Source organism: Rhodopseudomonas sp. AAP120, from assembly GCF_001295845.1.
Classification (GTDB): Bacteria; Pseudomonadota; Alphaproteobacteria; order Rhizobiales; family Xanthobacteraceae; genus Rhodopseudomonas.
In genome coordinates this window covers 1-26,720 of the sequence record NZ_LJIC01000022.1, presented here as the reverse complement: position 1 = coordinate 26,720, position 26,720 = coordinate 1, and the positions used below count along the sequence as shown (strand labels likewise).

The 26,720-nt window shown below is 64.8% G+C and carries 25 protein-coding genes and 1 tRNA gene; 7 read left to right on the top strand and 19 right to left on the bottom strand.

Going from position 1 to position 26,720, the window contains the following annotated elements:
- Nucleotides 1-131: 131 nt before the first annotated feature.
- The 4 genes from IP86_RS05005 to IP86_RS04990 form a co-directional block, all read right to left on the bottom strand.
- Nucleotides 132-1,364, bottom strand: coding sequence for a carboxylate-amine ligase (locus IP86_RS05005; RefSeq protein WP_054161418.1), 1,233 nt, complete (start codon nucleotides 1,362-1,364; stop codon nucleotides 132-134).
- The gene (locus IP86_RS05000) at nucleotides 1,354-3,135 is read right to left on the bottom strand and encodes an N-acetylglutaminylglutamine amidotransferase (RefSeq protein ID WP_054161417.1); all 1,782 of its coding nucleotides are present in this window, start codon (nucleotides 3,133-3,135) and stop codon (nucleotides 1,354-1,356) included. Before IP86_RS05000 ends, IP86_RS05005 begins: the two co-directional genes overlap by 11 nt.
- 32 nt (nucleotides 3,136-3,167) lie before the next feature.
- Nucleotides 3,168-3,992, bottom strand: a complete 825-nt coding sequence (locus tag IP86_RS04995) for a class II glutamine amidotransferase (RefSeq protein WP_054161416.1) — start codon at nucleotides 3,990-3,992, stop codon at nucleotides 3,168-3,170.
- Nucleotides 3,993-4,232: 240 nt separating this feature from the next.
- The gene (locus IP86_RS04990) at nucleotides 4,233-5,384 is read right to left on the bottom strand and encodes an ABC transporter substrate-binding protein (protein WP_054161483.1); all 1,152 of its coding nucleotides are present in this window, start codon (nucleotides 5,382-5,384) and stop codon (nucleotides 4,233-4,235) included.
- Nucleotides 5,385-5,629: 245 nt separating this feature from the next.
- On the opposite strand from IP86_RS04990, the gene IP86_RS04985 reads away from it, so the two are divergent.
- From IP86_RS04985 to IP86_RS29210, 3 genes are all read left to right on the top strand, one after another.
- Nucleotides 5,630-6,385, top strand: coding sequence for an SDR family NAD(P)-dependent oxidoreductase (locus tag IP86_RS04985; protein WP_054161415.1), 756 nt, complete (start codon nucleotides 5,630-5,632; stop codon nucleotides 6,383-6,385).
- Nucleotides 6,386-6,413: 28 nt separating this feature from the next.
- Complete coding sequence (locus tag IP86_RS04980; RefSeq protein ID WP_054161414.1) at nucleotides 6,414-7,451, top strand: aromatic ring-hydroxylating dioxygenase subunit alpha; 1,038 nt, start codon at nucleotides 6,414-6,416, stop codon at nucleotides 7,449-7,451.
- Nucleotides 7,452-7,596: 145 nt separating this feature from the next.
- A complete protein-coding gene (locus tag IP86_RS29210; protein WP_156332404.1) occupies nucleotides 7,597-7,887 on the top strand; it encodes a hypothetical protein in 291 nt (96 codons plus the stop codon).
- On the opposite strand, the gene IP86_RS04975 is transcribed toward IP86_RS29210, so the two are convergent.
- Nucleotides 7,806-8,573 carry a GntR family transcriptional regulator gene (locus IP86_RS04975; RefSeq protein WP_054161413.1) on the bottom strand — a complete coding sequence of 256 codons (768 nt, stop codon included), beginning with the start codon at nucleotides 8,571-8,573 and terminating at the stop codon, nucleotides 7,806-7,808. The genes IP86_RS29210 and IP86_RS04975 overlap by 82 nt on opposite strands.
- 288 nt (nucleotides 8,574-8,861) lie before the next feature.
- Between IP86_RS04975 and IP86_RS04970 the strand changes: the two genes are divergently transcribed.
- Complete coding sequence (locus IP86_RS04970) at nucleotides 8,862-9,077, top strand: DUF1902 domain-containing protein (protein ID WP_245290537.1); 216 nt, start codon at nucleotides 8,862-8,864, stop codon at nucleotides 9,075-9,077.
- Nucleotides 9,078-9,269: 192 nt separating this feature from the next.
- Here IP86_RS04970 and IP86_RS04965 read toward each other — a convergent pair whose 3' ends face one another.
- The 5 genes from IP86_RS04965 to IP86_RS04950 form a co-directional block, all read right to left on the bottom strand.
- A complete protein-coding gene (locus IP86_RS04965) occupies nucleotides 9,270-11,075 on the bottom strand; it encodes a DUF262 domain-containing protein (protein WP_054161412.1) in 1,806 nt (601 codons plus the stop codon).
- Between the two features lie 48 nt (nucleotides 11,076-11,123).
- Nucleotides 11,124-11,261, bottom strand: a complete 138-nt coding sequence (locus tag IP86_RS28545) for a hypothetical protein (protein WP_283804768.1) — start codon at nucleotides 11,259-11,261, stop codon at nucleotides 11,124-11,126.
- A gap of 234 nt (nucleotides 11,262-11,495) precedes the next feature.
- Nucleotides 11,496-11,571, bottom strand: a tRNA-Ile gene (locus tag IP86_RS04960).
- Between the two features lie 113 nt (nucleotides 11,572-11,684).
- Entirely contained in the window at nucleotides 11,685-12,098 is a 414-nt protein-coding gene (locus IP86_RS04955; protein ID WP_054161411.1) for an ester cyclase, read from the bottom strand.
- Nucleotides 12,099-12,142: 44 nt separating this feature from the next.
- The gene (locus tag IP86_RS04950) at nucleotides 12,143-13,393 is read right to left on the bottom strand and encodes an MFS transporter (RefSeq protein ID WP_054161410.1); all 1,251 of its coding nucleotides are present in this window, start codon (nucleotides 13,391-13,393) and stop codon (nucleotides 12,143-12,145) included.
- 236 nt (nucleotides 13,394-13,629) lie between these two features.
- On the opposite strand from IP86_RS04950, the gene flhA reads away from it, so the two are divergent.
- Both flhA and IP86_RS04940 read left to right on the top strand, forming a co-directional pair.
- The gene (gene flhA / locus IP86_RS04945) at nucleotides 13,630-15,759 is read left to right on the top strand and encodes a flagellar biosynthesis protein FlhA (RefSeq protein ID WP_054161409.1); all 2,130 of its coding nucleotides are present in this window, start codon (nucleotides 13,630-13,632) and stop codon (nucleotides 15,757-15,759) included.
- Nucleotides 15,760-16,091: 332 nt separating this feature from the next.
- A complete protein-coding gene (locus IP86_RS04940) occupies nucleotides 16,092-16,292 on the top strand; it encodes a hypothetical protein (RefSeq protein WP_054161408.1) in 201 nt (66 codons plus the stop codon).
- Between the two features lie 267 nt (nucleotides 16,293-16,559).
- On the opposite strand, the gene IP86_RS04935 is transcribed toward IP86_RS04940, so the two are convergent.
- From IP86_RS04935 to fliI, 4 genes are all read right to left on the bottom strand, one after another.
- The gene (locus tag IP86_RS04935; RefSeq protein ID WP_054161407.1) at nucleotides 16,560-17,465 is read right to left on the bottom strand and encodes an anti-sigma factor; all 906 of its coding nucleotides are present in this window, start codon (nucleotides 17,463-17,465) and stop codon (nucleotides 16,560-16,562) included.
- Entirely contained in the window at nucleotides 17,465-18,013 is a 549-nt protein-coding gene (locus tag IP86_RS04930) for a sigma-70 family RNA polymerase sigma factor (RefSeq protein WP_054161406.1), read from the bottom strand. Before IP86_RS04930 ends, IP86_RS04935 begins: the two co-directional genes overlap by 1 nt.
- 176 nt (nucleotides 18,014-18,189) lie before the next feature.
- Complete coding sequence (gene fliJ / locus IP86_RS04925; RefSeq protein ID WP_054161405.1) at nucleotides 18,190-18,609, bottom strand: flagellar export protein FliJ; 420 nt, start codon at nucleotides 18,607-18,609, stop codon at nucleotides 18,190-18,192.
- Nucleotides 18,610-18,717: 108 nt separating this feature from the next.
- Nucleotides 18,718-20,043, bottom strand: a complete 1,326-nt coding sequence (gene fliI, locus IP86_RS04920; protein ID WP_054161404.1) for a flagellar protein export ATPase FliI — start codon at nucleotides 20,041-20,043, stop codon at nucleotides 18,718-18,720.
- A 369-nt stretch (nucleotides 20,044-20,412) separates the two neighbouring features.
- On the opposite strand from fliI, the gene ctrA reads away from it, so the two are divergent.
- On the top strand, nucleotides 20,413-21,114 hold the full coding sequence (gene ctrA, locus IP86_RS04915; protein WP_011157191.1) for a response regulator transcription factor CtrA: 702 nt from the start codon (nucleotides 20,413-20,415) through the stop codon (nucleotides 21,112-21,114).
- Nucleotides 21,115-21,429: 315 nt separating this feature from the next.
- Here the strand turns inward: ctrA and IP86_RS04910 are convergent, their stop codons facing one another.
- From IP86_RS04910 to IP86_RS04890, 5 genes are all read right to left on the bottom strand, one after another.
- On the bottom strand, nucleotides 21,430-22,308 hold the full coding sequence (locus IP86_RS04910) for a CheR family methyltransferase (protein ID WP_054161403.1): 879 nt from the start codon (nucleotides 22,306-22,308) through the stop codon (nucleotides 21,430-21,432).
- Entirely contained in the window at nucleotides 22,305-23,504 is a 1,200-nt protein-coding gene (locus tag IP86_RS04905) for a protein-glutamate methylesterase/protein-glutamine glutaminase (protein WP_054161402.1), read from the bottom strand. Before IP86_RS04905 ends, IP86_RS04910 begins: the two co-directional genes overlap by 4 nt.
- A gap of 72 nt (nucleotides 23,505-23,576) precedes the next feature.
- Nucleotides 23,577-23,942: a response regulator gene (locus IP86_RS04900; RefSeq protein WP_054161401.1), complete on the bottom strand. Its 366-nt coding sequence runs from the start codon at nucleotides 23,940-23,942 to the stop codon at nucleotides 23,577-23,579.
- Nucleotides 23,943-24,004: 62 nt separating this feature from the next.
- Entirely contained in the window at nucleotides 24,005-24,475 is a 471-nt protein-coding gene (locus tag IP86_RS04895; RefSeq protein ID WP_197279631.1) for a chemotaxis protein CheW, read from the bottom strand.
- A gap of 26 nt (nucleotides 24,476-24,501) precedes the next feature.
- On the bottom strand, nucleotides 24,502-26,720 hold a 2,219-nt coding region (locus IP86_RS04890), incomplete at its 5' end, for a hybrid sensor histidine kinase/response regulator (RefSeq protein ID WP_054161399.1).

Here is a 26,720-nt window from a genome sequence, read left to right as displayed (position 1 = left end):
TCACAAACCAGCCTCTCCCCGTCATTGCGAGGAGCGCAGCGACGAAGCAATCCAGATCAGTGCACTAGGCTGGATTGCTTCGCTTCGCTCGCAATGACGGGGAGAGACCCTTTCCTTGTGAAGTCGGCCGTCTAATTCACCGCATCGCGCGTCGCTGCTGCGGGCGGCTGGCCGGCTTCGGCGATGGTTTCCTCGGCGATCCAGCGCGTCACCGCCGTGAGGTCGCCGCCGCTGGCTTCGTACACGCGAAGCTGCGCGTCGGCGGAGCTGCCGCGGCGCAGGATGTCGCGACAGGCCTCGACTTCGGCGGCGCAGCCGAGCGCCTCCGCATCGTCGCGGACCAGCTCGATCACGCGGTCGAGCGCCTGCGCGATCGGCACCGCGCCATCGCGCGAGGCGAAGCTGCAGCCGGTGCCGTAGCGCTGGGCGCGCCATTTGTTTTCCACCGCGATCGCGCGCTCGACCGCGTCGACCCTCGGCGTCTCCGGCATCTCGCCGAGGTGCCGGACCAGAGCGCGATACAGACAGGCGATCGCCACGGCGTCGTCCAGCCGGGTGCACACGTCGGGCGCGCGCAGCTCCAGCGTCGGATGCCGGAACGACGGACGCATTGCCCACCACACATGGCTCTCGTCGGGGATCACGCCCGACTTCACCAGCGCGCCGATATAGTCCTCATAGCCGCGCTGATCTTCGAACAGCTCCGGCAGGCCGGTGCGCGGCAGCTCGCTATAGGCGGCGAGCCGATAGCCGCGCAGCCCGGTGTTCTCCGAGCTCCAGAACGGCGACGACGTCGACAGCGCCAGAAACAGCGGCAGATGCGGGATCAGCGCGCACATCACCGGGAAGCGCTTGTCCGGCTGCGGCAGCTGGACATGGACGTGCATGCCGCACAGCATGTTGCGATAGCCGATCACCTGAAGGTTCTCGATCATCTCGAAATAGCGCGGCTTCGGCGTCGGCTGCGACGCACGCCATGACGCGGTCGGATGCGTGCTGCATGCCATGATGACGAGGCCGTATTGCGCCGCGACCGCCGACACCTCGCGGCGCAGGAAGCGCAGTTCCTCCCGCGCGTCCTTGGGATCGACATGGACGTTGGTCGCGACCTCGATCTGCGCCTGCAGCATCTCGCGCATCACCTGGCCGCCGGTCGACCAATTCGCCGCCTCGAACAATTCGTTCGGCGTCAGGATCGCGGCTTCGCCGGTTGCGGCATCGGCCAGGAAGTACTCCTCCTCGATGCCGAACGAATAGCCGGCCGCCTCCGCGTCGCCGCCTGCGGCGGAGCGGATGACGATGTGGCTCTGATCCCCGGACAGATTGAGGCGGAGCCGCTCGATGATCTTCGGATCAAACTGCATGTTCTTGCAGCCATGCTTCGAGGAGCGCCGCCTGCCATAGCCGCGAGTGGCCCTTTGGGCTCATCTCCGCTTCGGGGTTTGCAAGCATGTGATCGACGAATTCGGGCCGGTACAGCCCGCGCTCGCGCGCTGCGCGCGAGCCGAGCACGTCGCGCACATAAGCGAGAAAATCGCCTTCGAGGTGCCGCAGCGACGGCACCGGGAAATAGCCCTTCGGCCGGTCGATCACCTCGGCCGGCAGCAGCGATCGCGCCGCCTGCTTGAGGATGTATTTGCCGCCGTCCGCGACCTTCAGCCGTGACGGCATCCGCGCGGCGAGCTCGACCACCTCGTGGTCGAGAAACGGCACGCGCGCTTCGAGGCCGTGCGCCATCGTCATGTTGTCGACCCGCTTGACCGGGTCGTCGACCAGCATGGTCTCGGCATCGATCTGCAGCGCCTTGTCGACCGCGGAGGTCGCGGCCGTCTGCGCGAAGAACGTCTCGATGAAGTCGGTGCTGGCGTCGTCGCCCAGCATGTCGTCGGCCAGCAGCTTGCTCAGATCATCGTGCTGCCAGTCGAAATAGGCGTCGCGATATTGCTCGGTGGCGTCGTTGGTGGTGAGGAAGGACGGATACCAGCTGTAGCCGCCGAAGATCTCGTCGGCACCCTGCCCGCTCTGCACCACGCGCACGCGCTTGGCGACTTCGCGCGACAGCAGATAGAACGCGACGGAATCGTGGCTCACCATCGGCTCGGACATCGCCCGAATCGCATCCGGCAGCACGCCCAGGGCCTCGCCGCCGTCGATCCGGATCTGCTCGTGCTCGGTGCCGAAATGCTTGGCGATGATATCCGAGTAATAGAACTCGTCGCCGCTTTGGCCGCCGACGCTGTCGAAGCCGATCGAGAAGGTGCGGACATTGCCGTGGCCGAGCTTCGCGAGCAGCGCGACGATCAGCGACGAATCCAGACCGCCCGACAGCAGCACGCCGACCGGCACATCCGCGACGCGGCGGCGATCGACCGCCGCCAGCATCGCGTCGTTGACGGCCTCGCTCCACTCCTGCTCGCTGAGCCGGCGGTCGCCGCCGCGCTCGCCGACCGCGAACTGCCAATAGCGCTCGGTGGTCTTGCTGCCGTCCGGCGCGATCGTCAGGATGGTGGCGGGCTCGAGCTTCCTGACGCCGTTCAGAATGGTGCGCGGCGCCGGCACGGCGGCATGGAAGCTGAAGAAGTGATGCAGCGCGACCCGGTCGATGCTGCGCTCGACCCCGCCCGCGGCCAGCAGCGCCGGCAACGTCGAGGCGAAACGGAAAAAGCCATCGCCTTCGGTGTAGTACAACGGCTTGATGCCGAGACGGTCGCGGACCAGCACGACACGTCCGCTGTCGCGCTCCCACAGCGCGAACGCGAACATGCCCTTGAAGCGGCGCACGCAGTCGGTGCCCCAGGCGTGATACGCCTTGATGATGACTTCGGTGTCGCCTTCGGAGAAGAAGCGATAGCCCTTGCTCTGCAGCTCGGCTTTCAGCTCGCGGAAATTGTAGATGCAGCCGTTGAAGACGATGCCGAGGCCGAGCTCGCTGTCGATCATCGGCTGCTGCGACGTCGACGACTGATCGAGAATCGCGAGCCGGCGATGACCGAACGCCATCGCGCCCTGCTCCAGGCCTTGCGAAAACACACCTTCCGCATCCGGACCGCGCGACTGCATCGACTGCGTCATGGTCCAGAATGCCGGAAGCCGAACATCATTCTTGGTGCGGATCTCTCCGCAAATTCCACACATTGTCCCTGGGCCTCGCTCGCTTTGCTGCTTTTTCAGGCGCGCGCGACAACCCTTTGGGCACCTGGATGTTCCGATTTCAGCCGGGGTTCATCCGGCATGAACGGCAACAACTCGATTTGGTGCGCAGAGCGCGACAACAACACGTGATTGGCCGGAACCTCGATCCAGCCCGGTTCTCCATCGTACGGTTCCGACGCGACGATCAGGCGATCGCCGGCCTGCCGATAGTACAAGGAGTTCGCCGTATCGTTCTCGGCGAAGCGGAAGGCGTAGAGATCGTGACCATTGGCGAGCGCGGCGGTGAACCGCATCCGCTCGCGCAGGCCGTTTTCGTTGAGCAGCGCGCCGAGCCGCGTCATCACCGTGCGCGTCGCCTCGATCGGATCTTCATCGATGCCTGCGCCCATGATGGCCAGGAAGATCGCCTCGGAGTCCGTATTGCCGCTGCGCGACGGATACAGCGGGTCCGGGATCATCGCCTCGATGCGGCGGCGCAGCCGGCTCCAGCTGCCGACGAAACCGTTATGCATGAACATCCAGCGGCCGCAGGCGAACGGGTGACAATTCTGCCGCGTCACCGGCGTGCCGGTGGCGGCGCGGACATGCGCGAAGAACATGTGCGATTGCAGATGCCGGCACAGATAGCGCAGATTTTCATCCGACCACGCCGGCCGCGTCTCGCGATACAGCCCCGGCTCCGGATGCACGCCGTACCAGCCCAGCCCGAACCCGTCGCCATTGGTCGGGCCCGCTGATTCGCGCGCACGCAGGCTCTGGGTGATCAGCGAATGCACCGGCTCGGTGACATAGTTCTCGAAGAGAGTGGCCTCTCCGCGATAGGCAATCCAGCGACACATCGGGAACCTCGGAGTGAAACACGCGGCGTTGTGACGCGCACGAAGCTGCGCGACGCGGCGATCCAGGATCAATCACCGCAGGCGGCCGCGGTTCCCGCCCTGCGCGCTCCGCATAGGAACCGTACGTCCGCCTCATCAACGAAGATGAGACGACGCGAATGTGCCTCAAGCAAGGAAAAGGGGCGGCCCCGTGCAAGGCCGCCCCTCATCCTCCGCTTGCTCCACGATTTGCTTTGCTGATTACTTGCTGACCAGAACCACCTTGCCGTCCTCGATCTTGACCAGGTGCGTCACCGCCGGGCTCTGCCCGCTTTCCTTGCCGGCCGGGCCGACCTTTTCGAACTTGATCTTGCCGGTCAGCCCCGAATAGCTGACTTCCCAGAGCGCCGCGCGGATCTTTTCGGACTCGGCTGCGCCCGCCTTCTCGATCGCTTTGGCGAGGACATAGACCGCATCATAGCCGCGGGCGCCCTCGGGCATTCCGCCCGGAGGCAGGCCGGCCTTGCCCCAATCCGCGATGAACAGTTTCGCCGCTTCCGGATCCGCGGCCGTTTCGGGGAACCACGGCGCGAACATCGCGTCATGATACGAATCGTTGGCCGCCGTCCCCGCCTGCGCGATCAGCTGATCCGGCAGCGTGCCGCCGGTGGTGACGATTCGCCGCTTCAGGCCGAGCGACTGCGCCTGTTTCATCAGCAGCGTCATCTGCTCGACGCCGGTGGTGATGAACAGCGTGTCGCTGTCGGTGCCCTTCAGGCTGGACAGCTGCGCCGAGACATCCTGCGCCGCGGCGTCCATCGTCAGCGACTTGTTGACGGTGAGGCCCTTGTCCTTCAGCATCTTGCCGAATTCGGCGGCGGCGCCGAGGCCCCAATCGTTGTTGACGGTGAGAAAGTCGGCCTTCTTGATGCCCAGCGGCTCGACGAACCGCGCGAAGCTCTTGGCTTCGGTGCCGTTGGTCGGGCTGATGCGGAACACGTAAGGATTGCCTAGCGTGGTGATCTTGTCGGCGCTCGAGGTCTCGACCACCATCGGCACCTGATATTCGAGCAGCTTCGGCATCACCGCGAGCGTGTAGGTCGAGCTCCAGGCGCCGACCAGCGCCGGCACCTTGTCGCGGGTGATCAGCTTCTCGGCGACCGCGGCGGCCTCGGTCGGATTGCTCTTGTTGTCCTCGATGATCAGCTCGAGCTTCTTGCCGAGAATGCCGCCCTTGGCGTTGATCTGCTCGGCCGCGATCTTAGTTCCTGCCGTCACCATGTTGCCCGCCGCGGCGACGACGCCGGTCAACGGCTGATTGACGCCGATCTTGATGGTCTCCTGCGCGGCAGCGGGGCCGCTGACGGCAACGGCGACGGCGGCACACGCCATCCACGAACGCGACGAGCTCATCTTCATCTTCTCCTTGGCCGAACCAGGTTGACGCCTCGCAACGCGGAGCCACGCCGCATTTTGCTCTAATAGCCTAACTTTAGGATGTTTGCAGTCAACCGGCCGGGGCGACGATAATTCCGGCAGGCATTGCCCAACATCGACGCAGTGACGCCGTTGTCGCTTATAAATCTATTGTGCTATTTATAGGACGTATTAGCGACCGCGGCGGCGTGCCGCACGCAGATCACCGAGGAGACGCACGAATGGATCTCGACGGCAGCGTGGCGATCGTGACGGGCGGCGCGATGGGGATCGGCTTTGCCGCCTGCGAGGCGCTCGCCGCGCAAGGCGCCGCGATTCTGGTCGCCGACAAGATGGACGCGTCCGCCGCGGCCGAAAAGCTGCGGAGCAAGGGGCATCGCGCCGCCCACGCCGACACCGACGTGTCCAGCGAAGCCGACACCGCCGCGATGGCGGAGGCCGCGCTCGTCGCTTTCGGCCGCATCGACATCCTGCTCAACAACGCGGCGATCTATTCGACGCTGACGTCGAAGCCGTTCGAGCAACTCACCGTCGCCGAGTGGCGCAGCATCCTCGACGTCAACGTGATCGGCCAGTTCCTGTGCTGCAAGGCGGTGGTGCCGCACTTCAAGGCGCAGCAGTCCGGCCGCATCATCAACATCTCCTCTGGCGTCGCCTTCAAGGGCAATCCCGGCATGCTGCACTACGTCGCCACCAAGGGCGCGATCGTGTCGATGACGCGGACGCTCGCCACCGAGCTCGGCGACCATGGCGTCACCGTCAACAGCGTCGCGCCGGGCTTCACGCTCAGCGACGGCGTGCACAACAATCCAGAACTGGCCGGCGCGGTCGCCGCCTTCTCGGTGCGGGGTCGCGCCCTGAAGCGCGACATGCTGCCGACCGATTTGGGCGGCGCGATCTGCTTCTTCGCCGGCCCGCACGCCGCCTTCATCACCGGCCAGACGCTGGTGGTCGACGGTGGCGCTTACTATCACTGACCGCAGACCCAACACGCAGGAGCCCATCATGAGCTACATCCGCGAGGCATGGTACCCGGTGGTCTGGGCCGATCGCGTCGGCCGCGAGCTGACGCGCCACACCGTGCTGGAAGAGCCGATCGTGATCTATCGGCTGCAGGACGGCGGCATCGCGGCGCTGCAGGACGCCTGCCCGCACCGGCTCGCCCCGCTGTCGCTCGGCCGGCTGAAGGGCGACGATATCGAATGCGGCTATCACGGCATGACGTTCGACTGCGCCGGCAAATGCGTGCTGATCCCGGGGCAGGACATCATCCCCGGCCGCGCGCTGGTGCGGGCCTATCCGGTGCAGGTGAAGTACGGGCTGGTCTGGCTGTATATGGGCGACGCCCGCAACGCCGATCCGAGCAAGATCTTCCACATCGAACAATACGACGACCCCGCCTGGCACGCGGTGCAGGGCGATACGCTGCGGATCGAGTGCAATTATCTCAGCCTGTGCGACAATCTGCTCGACCCGGCGCATGTGACCTTCGTCCACGCCACCACGCTCGGCACGCCGGCCGGCGCGAGCGTGCCGGTCAACAACGAGTATCACGGCAACGAGATCTGCGTCTGGCGCTGGATCCGCAACGCGGCGCCGATCGGCGTGTTCGCCAAATTCGGCGGGCTGACCGGCATGGTCGATCGCTGGCACTACTATAATTACAGCACGCCGAGCTACTTCAAGATCGACATGGGCTCGTGCCCGACCGGCAGCATCCCGGACATGGAGCGTCGGTCCGAAGGCACCCAGATGTACACCTGCCACGTGCTGACGCCGGTCGATCAGCGCACCGTGCTGCAGCACTGGTTCCATGTCCGCAATTTCCACACCAACGAATTCGAGATGGATGCCGATCTCAGCGCCAGCCTGGACATTGCGTTCCGCGAGGACAAGGTGATCCTCGAACGCATCCAGCTCGAGGAAGAGCGCGCCCCGGACTTCAAGCGCATCATCCTCGGCATCGACGCCGCGCCGATGAAGATGCGGCGGATGGTCGACAAGTTGATCGCGGCGGAAGCAGCGCCGCGCGCCAACAGATGACGCGCGGCTCGACACCTCGTTCCCTGATCGAAATCCATGCACGCGCTGCGGATAATTTGCGCTCGCCGGGCGGAGCCGGCTCGCTAAGATTTCGCTGTGAGCACCGACGCGTTCTCCGCAGAGCGCTCAGCATCGAGAGGTTGGCATGAACCCGAACGAGCCCTCCACCGTCGTGCTCGACGTCGTCGCGTCGGTGACGTCCGGCATTCCGGTTTACTACGCGGTGCCGGCCGTGGCGGACCGGGAGACAGGTCTGGTCCCAATGACCGCGCCGGCGAGCTTGCTCGATGTCTTGAGCTGCGTCCAGCTCGCGGCGCAGCCTTATCTGCACGCGGCGAAAGCCGGCCGCGTCGGTCAGCTCGCTTTCGCCAGCTTGCGCGGCGCCTTGACGGGCTTCGGCACCAGATCGCGGCGCAGCGCGAAGCAATTGCGTTGATAATGAAACTCCGCGACGTAGATCGCGACGTTGGCGCTATCCAGCAGCACCAGGCGACAATCCGCCGTCGGCTCGCCGACGCCAACCCGTAGCAGGCTGGCCGTTTCCGGATCCGCGACGCCGATCGTCACCGTCTGCAGCGCATGCGCGACGTCGACATCGGGCATCTCCATGATCCGCGGCAGCGCCGGCTTGCGGTTGAAGGTCCGGCGGTCGCGCGCATAGATCTCGCGCGACAAACGCAGATTGGCGACCGCGAACGGCTCGCCCCGGCTGAACTGCACGCTGCGCAGCTGAACATAGTCCGGCGCCAGCACGCCCTCGCCGGCCTGCAGCAGCGGCGGCGCCGCCTGCTCGTCGATGCTTACCACCTTGATGACGTTGTCCCGCACCGACTCGATGACCGACTCGAGATCGTTGGCGAGATTGAACCAATGCTTCTCCTTGGGACGCCCGGAGATGAACGTCCCCTTGCCGCGGATGGATTCGACCAGACCATCGTCGCGCAGCAGATCCAGCGCCTGCCGCACCGTGATCCGCGCGACCTTGAACTCCGCTTCGAGCTCCTCGATCGTCGAGATCTTGTCGCCCTCGCTCCAATGCCCACTCTCGATCCGCTGCCGCATCACCGAGGCGACCTGCAGATAGAGCGGCACACGGTTACGATCACGGTCTTGGCTTCGCATGGGCGTGGTGTCTCGCGTCAGGTGAACCGGATCGCCTAGCCGTGCGCATCCGACCACAGCGACCGCCCGACGCGATACGCCAGACGCCGCAACTATAGCGGCTTTGCCGCCTCGAAACATCCCAAAGTCTTTATAATAGACTTAATACTCGGCGCTCGCGGCGTGAAACCGCGCCGGGCCGTTGAGGTCTCGGCCTCTTGCCTGCACTCTCCCGTCGCGGCGCCAGCTATGCTAGACGTGCTGTAGCCGTCGAGCCGAGTGCCGGCGGATCCGACCGATGGAGTGCCCATGAGCAAACCGGTGATCTTTACGATTTCCGCACTCTGGGACGCCGAGGCCCAGGTCTGGACCGGCCATTGCGACGCGATCCCCGCCGCGGCTGATGCGCCGACGCTGGACGAACTGCTGGCGAAGATTTCCGCCATGGCGCTAGACCTGCTACCGGACAATCATCCAGGCGTGGCGCCCGAGCAGGTACTCCTGCAGGATCACCGCGCTACGTGAAGCCGAGCCTGAAATCTAAAATATATCAACCATCGCCGTGTTGGATGATGTGTAAGAACTCGTGTTTGCGCCATTAAAAACCATTAGCCGAAGAAGCTCGCAAAGTACCTGTCTTTCTCCAAGACGCTACGAGCCCCCTCGGCCATACAGTCTTCTGGCACTCTTTAGAGACGTGGGCATCAATCAGCATTGCTAGGCGTTGGGCTGCGGCCAGATCGCCTTGGCCAATTCGAATAAACGTGACGCACGGTTCTTGATGTCAGCTTCCATCCATTCGTTGCAGTGGCAAAGTTCGCGGTTCATCACGAGCACCGTGTGTGCATCGAGATTTGCGCGTTTGCCACATTCGGGGTTCTGCCCGTCGATCCAAGGACGGTTGGATTGATATGGGTTGAACTTCTTCGTGAGCAGCGTGAGATTGCCAATGGTTTGGACAATGCGATCGCGCTGCTCCGCTGATCCGTCAACCGATAGAGGCCAGTGCTCGCGCCACCCCTGAGGCATAACGTGCTCGATGGTCAGATTGCGCGGAGCCCCCGTCTCTTCAGCAAATTCGGTTCGGAGCGCTTCTTCCATGGCCTCCAGTAGAAGCCGCATGCGCGGTCGAGTTAGGTTCTCATAAAGCTGATAGGCGGTCCAAGCATGCTCAAACTCGACGTCGCTCGGCATCCGATCAACTTCGGCTTCGCCCTTCAAAAGTGCTGTACGCACAGCGGCGACAACGTCGTCCTGCACAGCGATGACCACGTTGGTCAATGCGGCAAAGACCGTGCCGTACCCCCTCGTACTGAGCCGGCAGACCATGCGTCGGACGAGATAGGTTTCGAGATCAATTAAGACTTCACGAACAGCGTCTGGACGCTCTTCATGTCGGTCATAAAGCGCCAAAATGAAAGGCCAAGCAGTCACAACGTCTAGAGTGTGCAGTCGGTAGAAGAAACGTTCGAGCCGATCATCTCTTTGCGGCTCAAGGAGCCGTCGATAGATATCGCCCAGTCTCTTGAACCGCTTGAGCATGTCGAGCGCTGTTCCGGCAGCAGGCGTTTCGGAATACTCTAGATAGGCGTTGTAGAGATGACCGGCACTGACTATCTTGCCCATGAGCAGGGTAAGGGCGTGCTGGAGGAAAGTCTCGATGCGGGCTCGCTGCGCGTGACCGCGACCGATCAACTCACGCCAGAACGCACCGTCACTATCGAAACTCTGCCAGTATTTTCTGTACGCTTCAGCCGCGTCATTCGGCGGCAGTTGCCCCAGCAGTGAGTTCTTCACGAGATCGGCGGAAAGCAGCGGTGCGCCTCTCGCGTTCAGCGTCTCGAAGATGGCCTGGGCATCGTCCTTATCATCGAGATCGATTACCACGAGCCGAAGCTGATCGCGGATCGCACCATAGAGGCCCTTTACGCGGGAGGCGATGTCAGCCTCATCCGCCACAAACCAAGCGTCGATCTCTTTGTGAAAGAACAGATAGGCATTAGCTATGTTGTGATTTTTAAGCGGATAGGATGCGCCCGGCCTTCCGAGCGCCTGCTTCAGTTCGTCGGGGGAGGCAACATCCATCACGTGTTGGTAGTCTTGCTGGTCAGTCCGGGTCGGCCACAGTTTTAACCGCTTGGGCGCATCGGTGATCAACGGATCGCTATTCCGCAGCAGTCCATCAATCGCCTGCGCATGAGGCGCATGGCCGCGCGCCGAGGCGACATCACGAAATGCCTTCAGGAGCATTTGTAGCGTCGTCAAACGCTGCTGTCCGTCAATCACCCTACGCGTTTCCGTCGCCCCTGCTGGCACCGGGATCGGTTCTTGAACCGACGCCCCCATAAAGTGGGCGCGACTCTGTTTGCCGTCCGCCACCATTTCAGCCAGAGGCTGGAGGTCATCCCAGAGTGGACGCCACTGGTCATGCTCGTTCCAAACGTAGGGCCGCTGGTAGAGTGGCACGGCATAGTGCACCTCCTTGCCGAACAGCTTGTCAATCGTGACTATACCAACCTGCATACCCCCACCCGTTCTGCTCGTAAAACTTCGATATACAAAATGCCCAACTCAGATCAATGCGACAGAAGATTTTACACTCAGTAGCGAGTGAGGTTCTGGAACGTGCCCAGCTACGACAGCGTTTGCCGCCCTCAGTACGTGCTTCTCCTGATCGTCAACAAAGATGTGAGCTCCAAAAGTCTTCAGTATTGGTGCCTAGCGCGAGACGCAGACGAGATGCGTCCCATCTGCAGACGCCCGGGTCATCTTACTAACGCAGCGAGAGTTGGGGCCGCATCATATTTGAGCGAACCAAACTCGACATCGGAATGGATGCGCTTGGCGGGTCGCTGAAAGAACCGACGCGTGCCACGAGCAAGATCTTTTCTTAAGAAACACCCGCGCTGACGACCTCTTTGCCAAAAACTTCATTGAAATCATTGGTGGGCCCGGCAGGACTCGAACCTGCAACCAGACCGTTATGAGCGGCCGGCTCTAACCATTGAGCTACAGGCCCCGCCGGGGCCGCCGGAGCGGCAGGGGGCAGATGGCCATACAATGCCGCGCGGTCACGGGCAATCCATAGCTGGGTGCGCGCTGATCTCTCGCCACCCTAGCACAATGGCGCGGTCAGCGCGGCGCGGGGCCGGCGTTCGGCGCCAGCTGGGCTTCCAGCGCGGCCTTGTCGAGGACGGACCAGACCTCGGCGATCTTCCCATCGCGGATCTCGTAAAACACGTTCTCGGCGAAGCGGACCCGCCGCCCGTCGATGGGCAGGCCGAGAAAGCGGCCGGTCGGGGTGCAATCGAACCACAGCCGGCTGGCGATGCGTTCGGCGTCGCAGACCAGCAGCTCGATGGCGAAGCGCAGGTCGGGGATGTCGCGAACGTTCTGCTCCAGCATGGCGCGATAGCCGGCGAGCCCCAGCTCGTTGCCGTTGTGGCTCACCTCGTCGGCCACGAAGCCGCCGAGCGCCGGCCAGGCGCGGCGATTGAGGCAGGCGATGTAGTCGCGATAAAAGCCGGCGAGATCCTGATCGCGCATGCATGCTCCCTGCGGACGGTGCTGTGGGCGCTTGCGCCCGCCACCTATGCCACTGCCACCCTCGCCCCGCCCCCACGCCGCCGCGAGCGCAGCCACAAGGCGGTGACGATGGTGACGTTGACGGCGTTCCAGGCGATGCCGTTGAGGAAGGCGGCGGCGTAGGAGCCGGTGGCGTCGAAGATCACCCCGGAGATCCAGCCGCCGAGCGACATGCCGACCACCGAGGCCAGGATCACCAGGCCGACCCGGGTGGCGGCTTCGCGCGCCGGCATCGCCTCGCGGACGATGATCGCATAGGCCGGCACGATGCCGCCCTGGAACAGGCCGAACATCGCCGAGATCACGTAGAGCGACGGCAGGCTGTCGAAGAACAGATAGAACAGCAGCGCAGCGCCCTGTGCCACCGCGCCGATCAGCAGCGTCGGGATGCCGCCGATGCGGTCGGCCAGATAGCCGGAGCCGATCCGGCTGACGATGCCGAACGCCAGCATCAGCGACAGCATCTCGGCGCCGCGCGCGACGCCATAGCCGAGGTCGCCGCAATAAGCGACGATGTGGACCTGCGGCATCGCCATCGCGACGCAGCAGGCGATCGAGGCCACGCACAGGATCACCGTCAGCGTGTTGGTGCCGAGCTGCAGGTCGATGCGCGGCGCCGGAGCAGCCGCGGCCGTTTGCGGCGCCGCGGCGCGCATCCGGGCGCGCAGCACGATCAGCGTCAGCGTCATGGCGACGACGCAGAACGCGCCGATCGCCAGATGCGTGGCGCGCCAGCCGTAGGTCTGCGTGCTCCAATTGACCAGCGGCGGCCACAGCGCGCCGCCGAGATAATTGCCCGAGGCGGAGATCGTCACCGCCAGGCCGCGATAGCGCTCGAACCAGTGCGACACCGCGGCCATCAGCGGCCCGAACGTCGCCGAGGCGCCGACCCCGATGACGAAGTGCATCAGATTGAATTGCCACTGCGCGGCCGACAGCCCGGCGGCCGCATAGCCGAGCCCGATCAGCAGCACGCCGCTGCCGATCGCCGCGACGATGCCGAACCGGTCGGTCAGCTTGCCGGTGGCGACGCCGCCGAGGCCGAAGCCGAGCATCGCCATGGTGAAGGCCAGCGACGCCGTGCCGCGGCTGGCGCCGAACTCAGCCTGCACCACCGGCAGCACGACCACCACCGACCACATCCCGACGCTGCCGATCGAGCCAATGACAAGCGCGAGCGCCAGCCTGATCCAGGCCTGGCGGGAGTCGAGCACGAATGCCGGCCTTGGGCCGGTCGTCTTGCGAGGCGTTTCCACGCCACAAGTTTGCCGCATGGCCACCGCGGGTCAAGCGACACCGGCGGCGGCCTGCCCTGCGCGGCCGTTAATCCTCGTTAACCCTTTCCTAACCATAAACCCGGCAAAATTTGCCCAGTGATGGTGTCGTCGGCCGCGCACCGTGTCACGGCCGCGGGCGCCAGTGCGGTGCCTCGACGAGCGGCGTCCCGACTCTGGAACGGACGCGACCGAGACGGCGGAAAGAGGCGGCGGACATGACGGACACCACGGTCGGCCAGGGCACCGGCGGCGGTCTTCCCAGTTTCAAAGACATCTTGACCATGCTGAAGCGCGGCGATCTCGCGCTCGCATTCGGCGTGCTGACCATCCTGGTCGTGCTGATCCTGCCGCTGCCGGCGATCGTCCTCGATCTGTTCCTGGCGATCTCGATCACGCTGTCGATCCTGATCCTGATGACCGCGCTGTTCATCCAGGCGCCGCTGGAATTCTCGTCGTTCCCGACCGTGCTGCTGATCTCGACCATGCTGCGGCTGTCGCTCAACATGGCCTCGACCCGGCTGATCCTGTCGCACGGCCACGAGGGCACCGCCGCTGCCGGCCACGTCATCGAGGCGTTCGGCAATTTCGTGATGGGCGGCAATTTCGTGATCGGGATCATCGTGTTCACGATCCTGATCATCGTCAACTTCGTGGTCATCACCAAGGGTTCGGGCCGTATCGCCGAAGTCGCGGCGCGCTTCCAATTGGACTCGATGCCCGGCAAGCAGATGGCGATCGACGCCGACCTCTCGGCCGGCCTGATCGACGAGGCCACGGCGAAGACGCGGCGCAAGGAGCTCGAGGACGAGAGCGGCTTCTTCGGCGCCATGGACGGTGCCTCGAAATTCGTCCGCGGCGACGCCATCGCCGGCCTGCTGGTGGTGTTCATCAACGTCATCGGCGGCATTATCATCGGCGTCGCCCAGCAGGGGCTGAGCTTCGCCGAAGCCGGCCACACCTACACGCTGCTCACCGTCGGCGACGGCCTCGTCACCCAGGTGCCGGCGCTGATCGTCTCGACGGCCGCCGGCCTGCTGGTGTCGAAGGCCGGCATCTCCGGCTCTGCCGACAAGGCGCTGATGGGCCAGTTGTCCGGCTACCCGCAGGCGCTCGGCATGGCGGCCGGCGTGATGCTGGTGCTGGCGGCCCTGCCCGGAATTCCGACGCTGCCCTTCCTGGCGCTCGGTGGCGGCGCCGGCTGGCTGGCGGTGAAGGCGAGCCGGCGCAAGAAGGAGACCAAGGCGGCGGCCGACGTCGCGGCGGCGCAGTCGCCGGCCGGGATGGCGGCGGCCGCTGCTGCAGCCGCCGAGGAGCCGATCAGCGCCGCGCTGAAGATCGACGACCTCAAGATCGAACTCGGCTACGCGCTGCTGCCGCTGGTCAATGGCCCTGACGGCACCGACCGCCTCACCGAACAGATCAAGGCGCTGCGCCGTTCGCTCGCGATCGAGATGGGCTTCGTGATGCCGGCGGTGCGTATCCTCGACAACGTCCAGCTCGAGGCCAACACCTACGTCATCAAGATCAAGGAAGTCGACGCCGGCACCGGCCGGATCTGGCCCAACCAGTTCATGGTCATGGACCCCGGCGGCGAGCAGGTCACCGTGCCGGGCATCCACACCACCGAGCCGACGTTTGGTCTCCCTGCGACCTGGGTCGATGCCGCGTTCAAGGAAGAGGCGTCGCTGAAGGGCTACACGGTGGTCGATGCCGCCACCGTGCTGTCGACGCATCTGACCGAGCTGTTGAAGGGCAACATGTCGGACCTGCTATCCTACGGCGAGACCCAGAAACTGCTCAAGGATCTGCCGGCGGAGCAGTCGGAGCTCGTCAAGGACATCGTGCCGGGCCAGATCACCGTGTCGGGCATCCAGCGCGTGCTGCAATTGCTGCTCGCCGAGCGCATCTCGATTCGCGATCTATCGACCATTCTCGAAGGCATCGCCGACGCCCTCGCCTTCTCGCGCAATCCGTCGACCATAGTCGAACACGTGCGCGCCAGGCTGGCGCGGCAGATCTGCGCGCAGAACACCTCGTACAACGGCTACCTGCCGTTGATCGCGCTGTCGGCGAAGTGGGAGCAGGCCTTCGCCGAATCGATCATCGGCCAGGGCGACGAGCGCAGCCTGGCGATGGCGCCGTCGAAGCTGTCGGAGTTCATGACGGCCGTGCGCGACAAATTCGAGCAGGCGGCGCGCGAAGGCGAAGCGCCGGTGCTGGTGACATCGGCGGCGATCCGGCCGTTCGTGCGCTCGCTGGTCGAGCGTTTCCGGGCGCAGACAACCGTGCTGTCGCAAGCCGAAATCCATCCGCGGGCACGGCTGAAAACCGTCGGCAGCGTTTGATTCGGCCCGAGCGACCAGCGCCGCTAGGCCAACTCGCCGGTGCGATATTTTCGTCACAGACAAGCGGGACGAGCGCAATTCCGTTGAGCAAGGGTAAATGGCCGCGGCTTGCCTCCCGGCCTGAGAAACCAGGCAAGCCTATGAAATAGCTTAATATTTAGATTTGTTCGCAGTCGCACCCTCGCGGCGCTTCAAGTCTTATCACCGCCTTGTGATCGGATATTGGGAACGGGAAAGCGATGGACTACGTTTGTTCGGCGAGTTGTTTGAACCTGCTTCGAGATCGCGACTACCAAATCTCGAAGGTGGAGAAAGACACCAGGAGGCTCACCATGAACCACTCGATCTATAGCGCCGATCGCTCGACCCATCTCAAGGTCGTGGCTGTCGCACTGGTCGCAGGGATCGCTGTGGCCGGACTTGGTATCACGGCGCGCCTCGGCGCGAGCGACGGCTATACGCAGACGGCGCGGGTGATCAAGGCCGACAAGCCTGTGATGCTTTCGACGACGAACAACACCGCCATTCGCTGACGAGGTCGATAGGCCGACAGAGATTGCATTCACGTGGCGCTTGTTAAGCCCCCAGGTCGTCCGCGTGTGATGCAGTGATCCACTCGCCCCAAGTGGATCACCCAGAAAGCGCCCGCTCCCCACGGGCGCTTTCTTTTTGCGCGGTTGATACGCGCTGGCTAATGATGAACTGCAGGTCTCCGAGGGTCCTCGCGGAGCGAAACAATTCAGCCCGTCGCACGAAGCGGATCGCCTCTTCGCTTAGCTCCTCGGGACGACGAGCGCGGCTTACTGCTTCGGCGGCACGGGCATCGGCGGCATGGTTTCGACCAGCTTGCCGGAATACACGATCGGGCCGGTCGCGACGCCGGTGGGTGAGCCGCCTTCGGGCTCGACCGTTACCGCGTAGGTCGCCTTGTTCACCATGTCCGGATCGTAGGACGCCATCGACGGATTGAGCGTGAAGTCGTGCGTGCCGATGACGCCGAGCGAACGCGGCTTCTGCAGCTTGTCGGACACCAGCCAGAGTTCATAGCTCTTGCCGGGCTCCGGGGTCGCCGCGACGCGGCGGACCATGAACATCTTGTTGGCGGGGTCGACGGTGAGGATGAAGGCTGGCGAGTCGCCGCCCTGCTGCAACACCGCGACGTATTGCGCCGGCATCGCCGGCGCGGGCGTCTCGACCTTGACGATCTGGGTGCGGACCGGCGGCCGCAGCGCATTCGGCAGCAGATCGGGCTGATAAAGCTGTGCGCCGAGCACCAGCAGCAGCCCGGCCGCGATCGCACCGGTGGCACCCGCCACGCGCTTCCACACATAGGTCTGCTTGGCGAAACGGACGACGCGCATCGATTCCGGACTGAGGCCGGAGCCGGTGTCGTTGGCGGGCCGCGGCGGGACGATCACCGTGTCGAACGGCGGCACCGGAACAGCCGCCGAAGCCGGCAGGGCGAAAGCCTGCTGATCGCCCGACGCGATGATCGCCGCCTTGATCCGCTCCCACACTTCCGGCGACGGCTCGACGCCGCCGACCATCTGGTTGAGCGCGCTGAGCCTGATCTGCCAGGATTCGACGACAGCCGCGTAGTCCTTGTCGGCGGCCATCATGGCCTCGACCTGCGCCCGCTCGTCGGCATCCAGCGTGCCGAGCGCATATTCCGCGGCGAGCGCGATATGGTCTTCGCTCATGGCCATCAGACGAGTCCCAAACACTCCCGAATGTCGAGCATGCTACGGCGAAGCCAGGTCTTGACCGTGTTCACCGGCGCGTCGAACTTCGCCGCGAGCTGTTCGCGGCTCCAACCGTTGTAGTAAGCGAGCAGCACGAGTTTCTGGCGGTCCGGCTCCAGCCGGCCGACGCATTCGAGCAGTCGCTTCAATTCCTCTGTCATCTCACGGCGGGCCAGCGGGTCCGGCGAATCGGCGGCGGCCTCCTGCGCGGACGGCTCGTCCTCGATCGAGACTTCGCTACGCTTGCGCGCGACGTCGATCGCCCGGTTACGCGCGATCGACGCCATCCAGGTGATCGGAGAAGCAACGCCGGGATTGAACGTTCCTGCGCTGTTCCAGATCTTGACGTAAGCTTCCTGGACGACCTCTTCCGCGAGATCCTGACGGCGCAAGATACGCAGAACGACGCCGTAGAGTTTCGCGCGCGTGGCGTTGTAAAGCCGCTCGAAGGCCGCCTGGTCCCCCTTGGCCACAGCGGCGATCAGCCAGACCAACTCAGCCGACGTCAGCATTCAGTCCCCACCCCGGCGCTCGCGCCGCTCCGGTCCGTTCGGCCGATCGGCTCGGCCACGCTTCAGCATATCCCGCGCCCGCGCGTTCCGCCACGGCACCACCGCGGCGATTGTGGATACTCCAAACAAAAAGCCCGGGCGTGACCCGGGCTTTGCGATATCGCGGCGACGTCCGTTCAGGCGATCGCGCCGAGACGGGAGCGCATCAGGCCAATGCTGTCGAGATCGGCCTGCTCGCGCGCGCTCTCCTCGGCGCGCTCGCGCGCCTGATCGCGCTCGTCGAGCAGCTCGACCTTCTTCAACTCGTCATAGGCCTCGGACAGCTGCGCGCGGGCATCTTCGAGCTGCACGCGCAACTCGTCGGCCGAGCGGGTCAGATTCTCGCGGCGCTGGATCGCGGCCTTGGCGTAGGTGGGATAGGCGAAGTGCGTGGGATCGCTGATGCCGGCGCGTTCCTGTTCGGTCTGGATTTCGCGCTCGAGGTCCACCGACATACGCTGGAAATCCGCGATCATTCCCTCGATCTGGGCCACTCGCCTGCGCCGTTCGTCGACCTGAAACTTCTTCAAGCGGATCAGCGTGTCACGTGACTTCATCGACTCGTACTCCCCAGAAGTCCCGATTCAACGCGGGACATCACCGGCCTCCCGCGAGGGGCCAACCGGCAAAACGATTGACGTGCCAAGCATGATGACGTGACAAAGTTAGCGTTCCGTTTCCACGGAGTTCAGGATCTGGTCGAGCTGGGCATAACCTGTCGCAAGGCTGGTCGCCTCGTCCTTGCCCTGGCGCAGGAACTCCTCCAGCGGCTCGTGCAGCCGCACCGCCTCGTCGACTTCGACGCTGGAGCCGGGCCGATAGGCGCCGAGCCGGATCAGTTCCTCCATGTCGGCGTAGGTCGCCATCACCTGCCGGGCCCGCTTGATCACCGGCAGATAGGCCGGATCGCACGAGCGCGGCATCGTGCGGGACACCGATTTGAGCACGTTGATGGCGGGATAACGTCCGCGTTCCGCGATGGAGCGCTGCATGACGATATGGCCGTCGAGAATGCCGCGGACGGCGTCGGCGACCGGTTCGTTGTGGTCGTCACCGTCGACCAGCACCGTGAAGATCCCGCTGATGGTGCCCTCGCCCATGCCGGGGCCGGCACGCTCCAGCAGCTTCGGCAGCTCGGTAAATACGGTCGGCGTATAGCCCTTGGCGGTCGGCGGTTCGCCGGCGGACAGCCCGATCTCGCGCTGCGCCATGGCGAAGCGCGTGACGGAATCCATCAGGCACAGCACGTCCTTGCCTTCGTCGCGAAAGTACTCGGCGATCGACAGCGTCAGATAGGCCGCCTGGCGGCGCATCAGCGCCGGCTCGTCCGAGGTCGCGATCACCACCACCGAGCGGGCAAGGCCCTCCTCGCCGAGATCGTCCTGCAGGAACTCCTGGACCTCGCGGCCACGTTCGCCGATCAGCCCGATCACCGAGACGGCGGCGTCGACGTTCCGCGCCAGCATCGACAGCAGCACCGATTTGCCGACGCCGGAACCGGCGAAGATGCCCATGCGCTGGCCGCGGCAGCAGGTGAGAAAGGTGTTGAGCGCGCGAACGCCGAGATCGAGCGGCGCGCCGACCCGCTTGCGCGAATGCGCCGGCGGCGGCGAATTGCGGAACGGCATCGGCGACGGCCCCTGCGGCAGCGGCCCCTTGCCGTCGATCGGTTCGCCCAAAGCGTTAACGACGCGGCCAAGCCAGGCTTGGCAAGGCCGCACCTGCGCGGCCGCGTTGGCGATCACTGCGCGGCAACCGCGGCGCACGCCTTCGAGTCCGGCGAACGGCATCACCATCGCGTTGTTCCCGGTGAAACCGATCACCTCGCACGGAATGGTGCGACTTCCCCCAGTTTCCACAACGATCCGCGCCCCAACGGACATCGCGTGAATCGGACCCGCGATCTCGACCATCAGGCCGCGAACGCCCACCACCCGGCCATAAATGTTGACGCCGTCGATATCGCCGATCTGTTCCGCCAGGGCCTTCATTGCGAAACCCTTAAGTTTGTCGGGGGCGGCGCTGTCACCTTAACTTCGTGTTTACCCGCATCGTTAATCATTGCGTCACTGTCTTTGGTGGCTGAACGCGCTTGCCCATCAGAACGAAGGTGCGAGTCGCGGGAGTCGGTTGAAACTGACTCTTAATGTGAAACTTGAAGAGGCCGGGTAACAAAAAGCTGCTTCTGCGCAACATCTTACGTCGATTCTGCAAAAATTGCACGAACAGAGCTTGCGGACCAGAATCAGGATTTGTTAACCATACCTCGTCAGGATCCGAATCAGTTGTTCAGAGGCGTTTCCAGTGCCGCAGGTAGTGCGGACGCCTGACGCCCGGAGCGGCGCTATAAGGGGACTGGCATGCGCGTATTGCTGATTGAAGACGACAGCGCGACTGCGCAGTCGATCGAATTGATGCTCAAATCCGAGAGTTTCAATGTCTATACGACGGATCTCGGTGAAGAAGGCGTCGACCTCGGCAAGTTGTACGACTACGACATCATCCTGCTCGATCTGAACCTGCCGGACATGTCCGGTTATGACGTTCTCAAGCAGCTGCGCGTCTCCAAGATCAAAACCCCGATCCTGATCCTGTCCGGCCTCGCCGGCATCGAGGACAAGGTGAAGGGTCTCGGCGTCGGCGCCGACGACTACATGACCAAGCCGTTCCACAAGGACGAGCTGGTCGCCCGCATCCATGCGATCGTGCGGCGGTCCAAGGGCCATGCCCAGTCGGTGATCCAGACCGGCGACCTCGTCGTCAATCTCGACACCAAGACCGTCGAAGTCGGCGGCCAGCGCGTGCATCTGACCGGCAAGGAATATCAGATGCTGGAGCTGCTCAGCTTGCGCAAGGGCACGACGCTGACCAAGGAAATGTTCCTGAACCACCTCTACGGCGGCATGGACGAGCCCGAACTGAAGATCATCGACGTCTTCATCTGCAAGCTGCGCAAGAAGCTCGCCAACGCGTCCGACGGCCGCAACTTCATCGAAACGGTGTGGGGCCGCGGCTACGTGCTGCGCGAACCGTCCGAGGACGACGTCCGCATCCCGGCCTGAGCCGGTTCGTTTTCTGCCAGAGCGCCCGTCCGGCGCTCACCCGAGAGCCTCCAGCCCCGCCGCAAATGGCGGGGTTTTTGTTTGTACCGCGCTGTCTCCAAAACTGCGAGATTCCGGGTTCGCGCGCGAAAGGCGCGCGCCCCGGAATGACAGTGCTTGGGGTTGGCCGGCAGAACCGATGCTGCGGAAACCGCCCGCGGCCCTCCCCGCAGCGTCATTCCGGGGCGCGCGCTCTTGCGCGCGAACCCGGAAGCCAGAAGAGGGGGCACACCCGGCGTTCCGTCGAACACGAAGACGTCGGCTAACGAGGCCGGATCAACCCGCCCGCAGCCCGGCGAACTGCCCGAGCGGCTTCGCCGCCGGCACGATCGAGGGCGACTTGGTCATCGCGTTGGGCAAGTAAATGCCGCGCCGTGTCGGATGCGGCTTGAACGTGTCTGTCAGGCCGACCACGGTTTCGGCGGCGCCGAGGGCGAGGTAGCCGTCGGGTTCGAGCCGCTTGGCCAGGCGCTCGAGGATCGACACCTTGGTCGGCTGGTCGAAATAGATCAGCACGTTGCGGCAGAAGATCACGTCGAACATCCCGAGCTGCGAGTAGTCCTGCAGCAGGTTGAACTGGCGGTGCTGGATCATCGACCGCAATTCGGGGCTGATTTCCCAGAGATCGCCGATCTGCTTGAAGTACTTCACCAGCAGTTGGATCGGCAGCCCGCGCTGCACTTCGAACTGGCTGAACAGGCCGGACCTGGATTTCTCCAGCACGGCTTGCGACAGGTCGGTGGCGACGATCTCGAAGCGCCAGCCGGCGACCGCCGGGCCGAGCTCCTTGAGGCACATCGCGATCGAATACGGCTCCTGGCCGGTCGACGACGCCGCGCACCAGATCCGCAGGCTGCGTTTGCCGGCCCGCGCCTCCAGCAGCGCCGGCAGAATCTCCTCGCGCAGATGATCGAACGGCAGCTTGTCGCGGAAGAAGAAGGTCTCGTTGGTGGTCATCGCCTCGACGACGTCGGCGGTGACCTTGTCGGCCCCGTTCTTCATCTTGGTGACGAGATCGCCGATGCCGTCGAGCCCGAGCCGGCGCGCCAGCGGCAGCAGCCGGCTCTCCACCAGATATTGCTTGTCGGTCGATAGATCGAGGCCGGAGCGTTCCTTGAGCGCCTTGCGCAGATAGTCGAAATCGACAGGCGTCACGAACGATCTCCCGAAAACAGCCGATTCAGCTTCGGCCCGATTTGATTAAGCGGCAGCACCGCGGCGCAGATGCCCGCATTGGCGGCGGCGCCGGGCATGCCCCAGACGACGCTGCTCGCCTCGTCCTGGGCGATGACGCTGCCGCCGGCGGCGACGATCTCCTTGCCGCCGCGCATGCCGTCGGAGCCCATGCCGGTCAGCACCACCGCGAGAATCCCGCCCTGCCAGACGTCGATCGCCGAGGTGAACAGCGGGTCGACCGCGGGCTTGCAGAAGTTCACCGGCGGGCCGTCGTCGAGCGCGATCACCGGGTTGCCGCCCTGCTTGACGACGCGCATGTGGCGGCCGCCGGGCGCCAGATAGATGCGGCCGGGCTTGATCGCTTCGCCGTCGACGCCCTCATGCGCCGGGCGACGCGAGGCGCGCATCAGATGCTCGGCGAGAATCGTCGTGAAGGTCGGCGGCATGTGCTGAGTGATCAGCACCGGATAGCGATCGATCACCGGGCCGATGTCGGCGACCAGCGCCATCAGCGCCTGCGGTCCGCCGGTCGAGGAGCCGATCAGCAGCACACGCGGCGCGGTCGGGCCGAACGAGCGCTTCACCAGCGCGGCCTGGCTGGCGACGGTCTGAGCCGGCGCGGCGTGCGAAATCGGTTCGCGGAGGGCCGCCGGGGCCGCCGCCGGCACCAGCGTTGCGGGCGTCGGCGCGGTGGCCGGGGCCAGTCCCGTCGCCCTGCGGCGCACCTTGCCGCCGAGATTGCGGATCTTCTGCAGCAGGTCGTGCTTAAAGATGTCGGCCGCCTGCGGCTCGCGGGTCGACTCCGGCTTGGGGATGTAATCGGCGGCGCCGAGCGACAGGGCCTTGAAGCTGATCTCCGCGTTGCGGCGGGTCAGCGTCGACGCCATGATGATGATCAGGTCGCGCTTCTTGGCGAGCAGTTTCGGCAACGCCGAGATGCCGTCGAGTTCCGGCATCTCGATATCGAGCACCGCGACGTCGGGACGGACGCGGTCGAGCTGGTTGACGGCATCGAGCCCGGTGCGCAGCGAGGCCGCGACGGTCATGTCGGGCTCCGCTTCGATCCAGCGCGAGATCAGCCCGCGGATCACGACGGAATCGTCGACGATCATGACGCGCAGAGGTTCGTACTGCGTCGAACTTGCGGCGGGACTGCCTGCCAATGCTACACTCATCACTCACCGACGCAACGCACATGCCCCACCGCGTCGGACGACGCGGCGTCGATCGCCTTTCGGCGGATCAGCTCAGATCAGGCCGACTTCCTGAAACTTCGCCGTCACGATGTCCTTGTCGAACGGCTTCATGATGTACTCGTTGGCGCCGGCGTGAAGCGCGCGCGCGATGTGGGCGACGTCGTTCTCGGTGGTGCAGAACACCACCTTCGGCGCGTCCCCACCCGGCATCCGGCGCAGATTGCGCAGGAATTCGTAGCCGTCCATCACCGGCATGTTCCAATCGAGCAGCACCGCGTCGGGCAGCCCGTGCTTGCAAGCCTCGAGCGCCTTCTCACCGTCCTCGGCCTCGACGATCTCGAATTCGAGTCCTTCGAGGATGCGCCGTGCGACCTTTCGGATCACGCTCGAGTCGTCGACCACCAAACATGTCTTCATTGTCTGCCTCTGTCAGTCAGCGCCCGAACGAACGGACGATTGTTGTCGCCGGTACGTTCCGATTACGCGGCCATCCGCGCGTTTGCGATTTCGAGAACCTTGTCGACGTCGAGCACGACCATCAGTTGGCCGTCGAGACGGTGCACGCCGTTGGCGAAGGAAGCCATCCGCGGATCGAGATTGACCGGATTGACCTCGCGACCTTCGTCCGGAAGCGTCAGCACCTCGCCGATCGTGTCGATCAGCAGGCCGTAGGATTCACCACGCAGGTCGACGCCCATCGCCATCGGCGGCTTGCCGCTGTCGTTCTTCGGCAGGCCGAGCCGGGCCCGCATGTCGATCGCGGTGACGATGCGGCCGCGCAGATTGAGCACGCCGGCGACGTCGTCGGGCGCCAGCGGCACCCGCGTCAGTCGCTCCGGCATGAACACGTCCTGCACGCGCGAGATCGGCAGCCCGAACAGCTGCCCGCCGATCATCGCCGTGGCGTATTGGGTGGTGTTGCCGCTGATGGCGTCGACTTGCCGGCTCATCGTCTGGTGTCCTTCCTGGTCCTTCGTCATGCCGCCTGCTGCTGCAGCTCGGCCCGGTCATGGCCGATGGTCTGCTCCTTGAGCGCTGCGATCAGGCCCGGGCGGTCGAACTTGGCCACGTAGTCGGAGAGACCGGCCTGACGGCCGCGCTCGATCGCCGCCGGCGACACCAGCGAGGACAGCGCGATCACCGGCGTCGTGCCGAGCTTGGCGTCGGCGCGGATCGCCTCGGCGAATTCGAAGCCGTTCATTTCCGGCATCTCGATGTCGGTCAGGATCACGTCGAACTGAGCGCCGGTACGCAGCACCGACAGGCCTTCGACCGCCGAAGTCGCGACCCGCACCTTGTAGCCGGCGGCCTTCAGCACCGGCCCGAGCATGTTGCGGAAGAAGGCGGAGTCGTCGACCAGCAGCACTGAGCGGGTGCTGATCGACTGCTTCATCTCCTTGCGGGCGAGCCAATCGGAGAACGCCATCGGCAGGAAGTGCGCGACGTCGATGACTTCGGTGGCAAGGCCCTTGATCACGGCCGAGCCGAGGATGCCCTCGCGGCTGGAGCCGACCTGGATCTGCAGATGCTCCTCGACGATGTCGACGATCTCGTCGACGACGAGCCCCATGCTGCGGTCTTCGTCGGCGAACACCAGGATCGGCTGCACGCCGGTGGTGGCGACGGCAACGCCCTCCATCAGCACCAGCGGCATCAGCTGATCGCGATACTGCACCATGTAGCGGCCGTTCGACGTTTCGATCTTGTCGGCGGCGATCTCTTCGAGGCGGGTGACCAGCGACAGCGGCACCGCCTTCGGCTGCGGCGAGCCCGAGCGGAACACCAACAGCGAAGTCAGCTGTTCGGTGGACGCCGCGCGCGTCGCGGCGCTCTGCTCGGACAGATCGTGCTGAGCCGACACCGAGGTGCCGAGCGCCTGCGCGATGCCGTTGGGGTCGACGATCATGATCACCGCGCCGTCACCCAGGATGGTGTTGCCGGAGAACATGCCGATGTGACGCAGCTTGGTCGACATCGGTTTGACGACGATTTCCTCGGTGTGGAACACCGCGTCGACGACGATACCGAAGGTCTGGCTGCCGACCTGCGTGACCACGATGAAGCCGTTTTCCGGCTCGGTCGAGCCGGTGCCGTCGTCGATGTGCAGCAGCTTCTTGAGGTGCATCAGCGGCAGCAGCTTGTCGCGCAGCCGCAGCACCGGGGTATCCTTGATGCGTTCGATGCGGTGCTCGGAATTGGCCCGCGCGCGGACCAGCTCCACCACCGCGAGCTGCGGAATCGCGAAGCGGTCGCCGCCGGCCTCGACGATCAGCGCCGAGACGATCGCCAGCGTCAGCGGGATCTTGATGGTGACGCTGGAGCCCTCGCCGGCCACCGACTTGATCTCGATGGTGCCGCCGATCTGGTCGATATTGGTGCGCACCACATCCATGCCGACGCCGCGGCCGGACACGCTCGTGACTTCGGCCGCGGTGGAGAAACCCGGCGCGAAGATGAATTTGTGGATCTGCGCCTCGGTCATCCGCTCGACGTCGGCTTCGCTGACCAGGCCGTTGGCGATCGCCTTGGCCTTGATCTTCTCGGTGTTGAGACCGCGGCCGTTGTCGGCGATGCAGATCACGATATGGCCGCCCTCGTGATAGGCGGAGAGACGAATGGTGCCCTGCTCGGGCTTGCCGTTGCGCACCCGCTCATCCGGACGCTCCAGCCCGTGATCGGCGGAATTGCGCACCATGTGGGTGAGCGGGTCCTTGATCAGGTCGAGCACCTGGCGGTCGAGCTCGGTGTCGGCGCCGTGCATCTCGAGTTCGATGTGCTTGCCGAGTTCGGAGGCGAGATCGCGCACGATCCGCGGCAGCTTCTGCCAGGCGTTGCCGATCGGCTGCATCCGGGTCTTCATCACGCCGTCCTGCAACTCGGCCGTGACGGTCGACAGCCGTTGCAGCGGCACCTTGAACTCGGTGTCCTCGTGGCGACGGCTGATCTCGAGCAGCTGATTGCGGGTCAGCACCAGCTCGGACACCATCGTCATCAGGTGTTCGAGCGTGTCGACGTTGACGCGGATCGACTGGTTGGCGATGCGGTCGCCTTCGGCCGGGGCGGCCTCCTGGTCGTTGGTCTTCTTGGCTGCCTTGGCGGCCGGCTTCGGCGCCGGCTTGGCGGCCTCGGCGGCGGGCGCGGCTGCGGCAGGCGCCGGAGCCGGCGCGTCCTGCTGGGCGGCGGGCACCAGCGGCG

Coding starts and splice junctions, on each gene's coding strand:
- IP86_RS05005 (WP_054161418.1), bottom strand. CDS start 1,364: ATGCAGTTTGATCCGAAGATCATCGAGCGGCTCCGCCTCAATCTGTCC.
- IP86_RS05000 (WP_054161417.1), bottom strand. CDS start 3,135: ATGTGTGGAATTTGCGGAGAGATCCGCACCAAGAATGATGTTCGGCTT.
- IP86_RS04995 (WP_054161416.1), bottom strand. CDS start 3,992: ATGTGTCGCTGGATTGCCTATCGCGGAGAGGCCACTCTCTTCGAGAAC.
- IP86_RS04990 (WP_054161483.1), bottom strand. CDS start 5,384: ATGAGCTCGTCGCGTTCGTGGATGGCGTGTGCCGCCGTCGCCGTTGCC.
- IP86_RS04985 (WP_054161415.1), top strand. CDS start 5,630: ATGGATCTCGACGGCAGCGTGGCGATCGTGACGGGCGGCGCGATGGGG.
- IP86_RS04980 (WP_054161414.1), top strand. CDS start 6,414: ATGAGCTACATCCGCGAGGCATGGTACCCGGTGGTCTGGGCCGATCGC.
- IP86_RS29210 (WP_156332404.1), top strand. CDS start 7,597: ATGAACCCGAACGAGCCCTCCACCGTCGTGCTCGACGTCGTCGCGTCG.
- IP86_RS04975 (WP_054161413.1), bottom strand. CDS start 8,573: ATGCGAAGCCAAGACCGTGATCGTAACCGTGTGCCGCTCTATCTGCAG.
- IP86_RS04970 (WP_245290537.1), top strand. CDS start 8,862: ATGAGCAAACCGGTGATCTTTACGATTTCCGCACTCTGGGACGCCGAG.
- IP86_RS04965 (WP_054161412.1), bottom strand. CDS start 11,075: ATGCAGGTTGGTATAGTCACGATTGACAAGCTGTTCGGCAAGGAGGTG.
- IP86_RS04955 (WP_054161411.1), bottom strand. CDS start 12,098: ATGCGCGATCAGGATCTCGCCGGCTTTTATCGCGACTACATCGCCTGC.
- flhA (WP_054161409.1), top strand. CDS start 13,630: ATGACGGACACCACGGTCGGCCAGGGCACCGGCGGCGGTCTTCCCAGT.
- IP86_RS04940 (WP_054161408.1), top strand. CDS start 16,092: ATGAACCACTCGATCTATAGCGCCGATCGCTCGACCCATCTCAAGGTC.
- IP86_RS04935 (WP_054161407.1), bottom strand. CDS start 17,465: ATGGCCATGAGCGAAGACCATATCGCGCTCGCCGCGGAATATGCGCTC.
- IP86_RS04930 (WP_054161406.1), bottom strand. CDS start 18,013: ATGCTGACGTCGGCTGAGTTGGTCTGGCTGATCGCCGCTGTGGCCAAG.
- fliJ (WP_054161405.1), bottom strand. CDS start 18,609: ATGAAGTCACGTGACACGCTGATCCGCTTGAAGAAGTTTCAGGTCGAC.
- fliI (WP_054161404.1), bottom strand. CDS start 20,043: ATGAAGGCCCTGGCGGAACAGATCGGCGATATCGACGGCGTCAACATT.
- ctrA (WP_011157191.1), top strand. CDS start 20,413: ATGCGCGTATTGCTGATTGAAGACGACAGCGCGACTGCGCAGTCGATC.
- IP86_RS04905 (WP_054161402.1), bottom strand. CDS start 23,504: ATGAGTGTAGCATTGGCAGGCAGTCCCGCCGCAAGTTCGACGCAGTAC.
- IP86_RS04900 (WP_054161401.1), bottom strand. CDS start 23,942: ATGAAGACATGTTTGGTGGTCGACGACTCGAGCGTGATCCGAAAGGTC.
- IP86_RS04895 (WP_197279631.1), bottom strand. CDS start 24,475: ATGAGCCGGCAAGTCGACGCCATCAGCGGCAACACCACCCAATACGCC.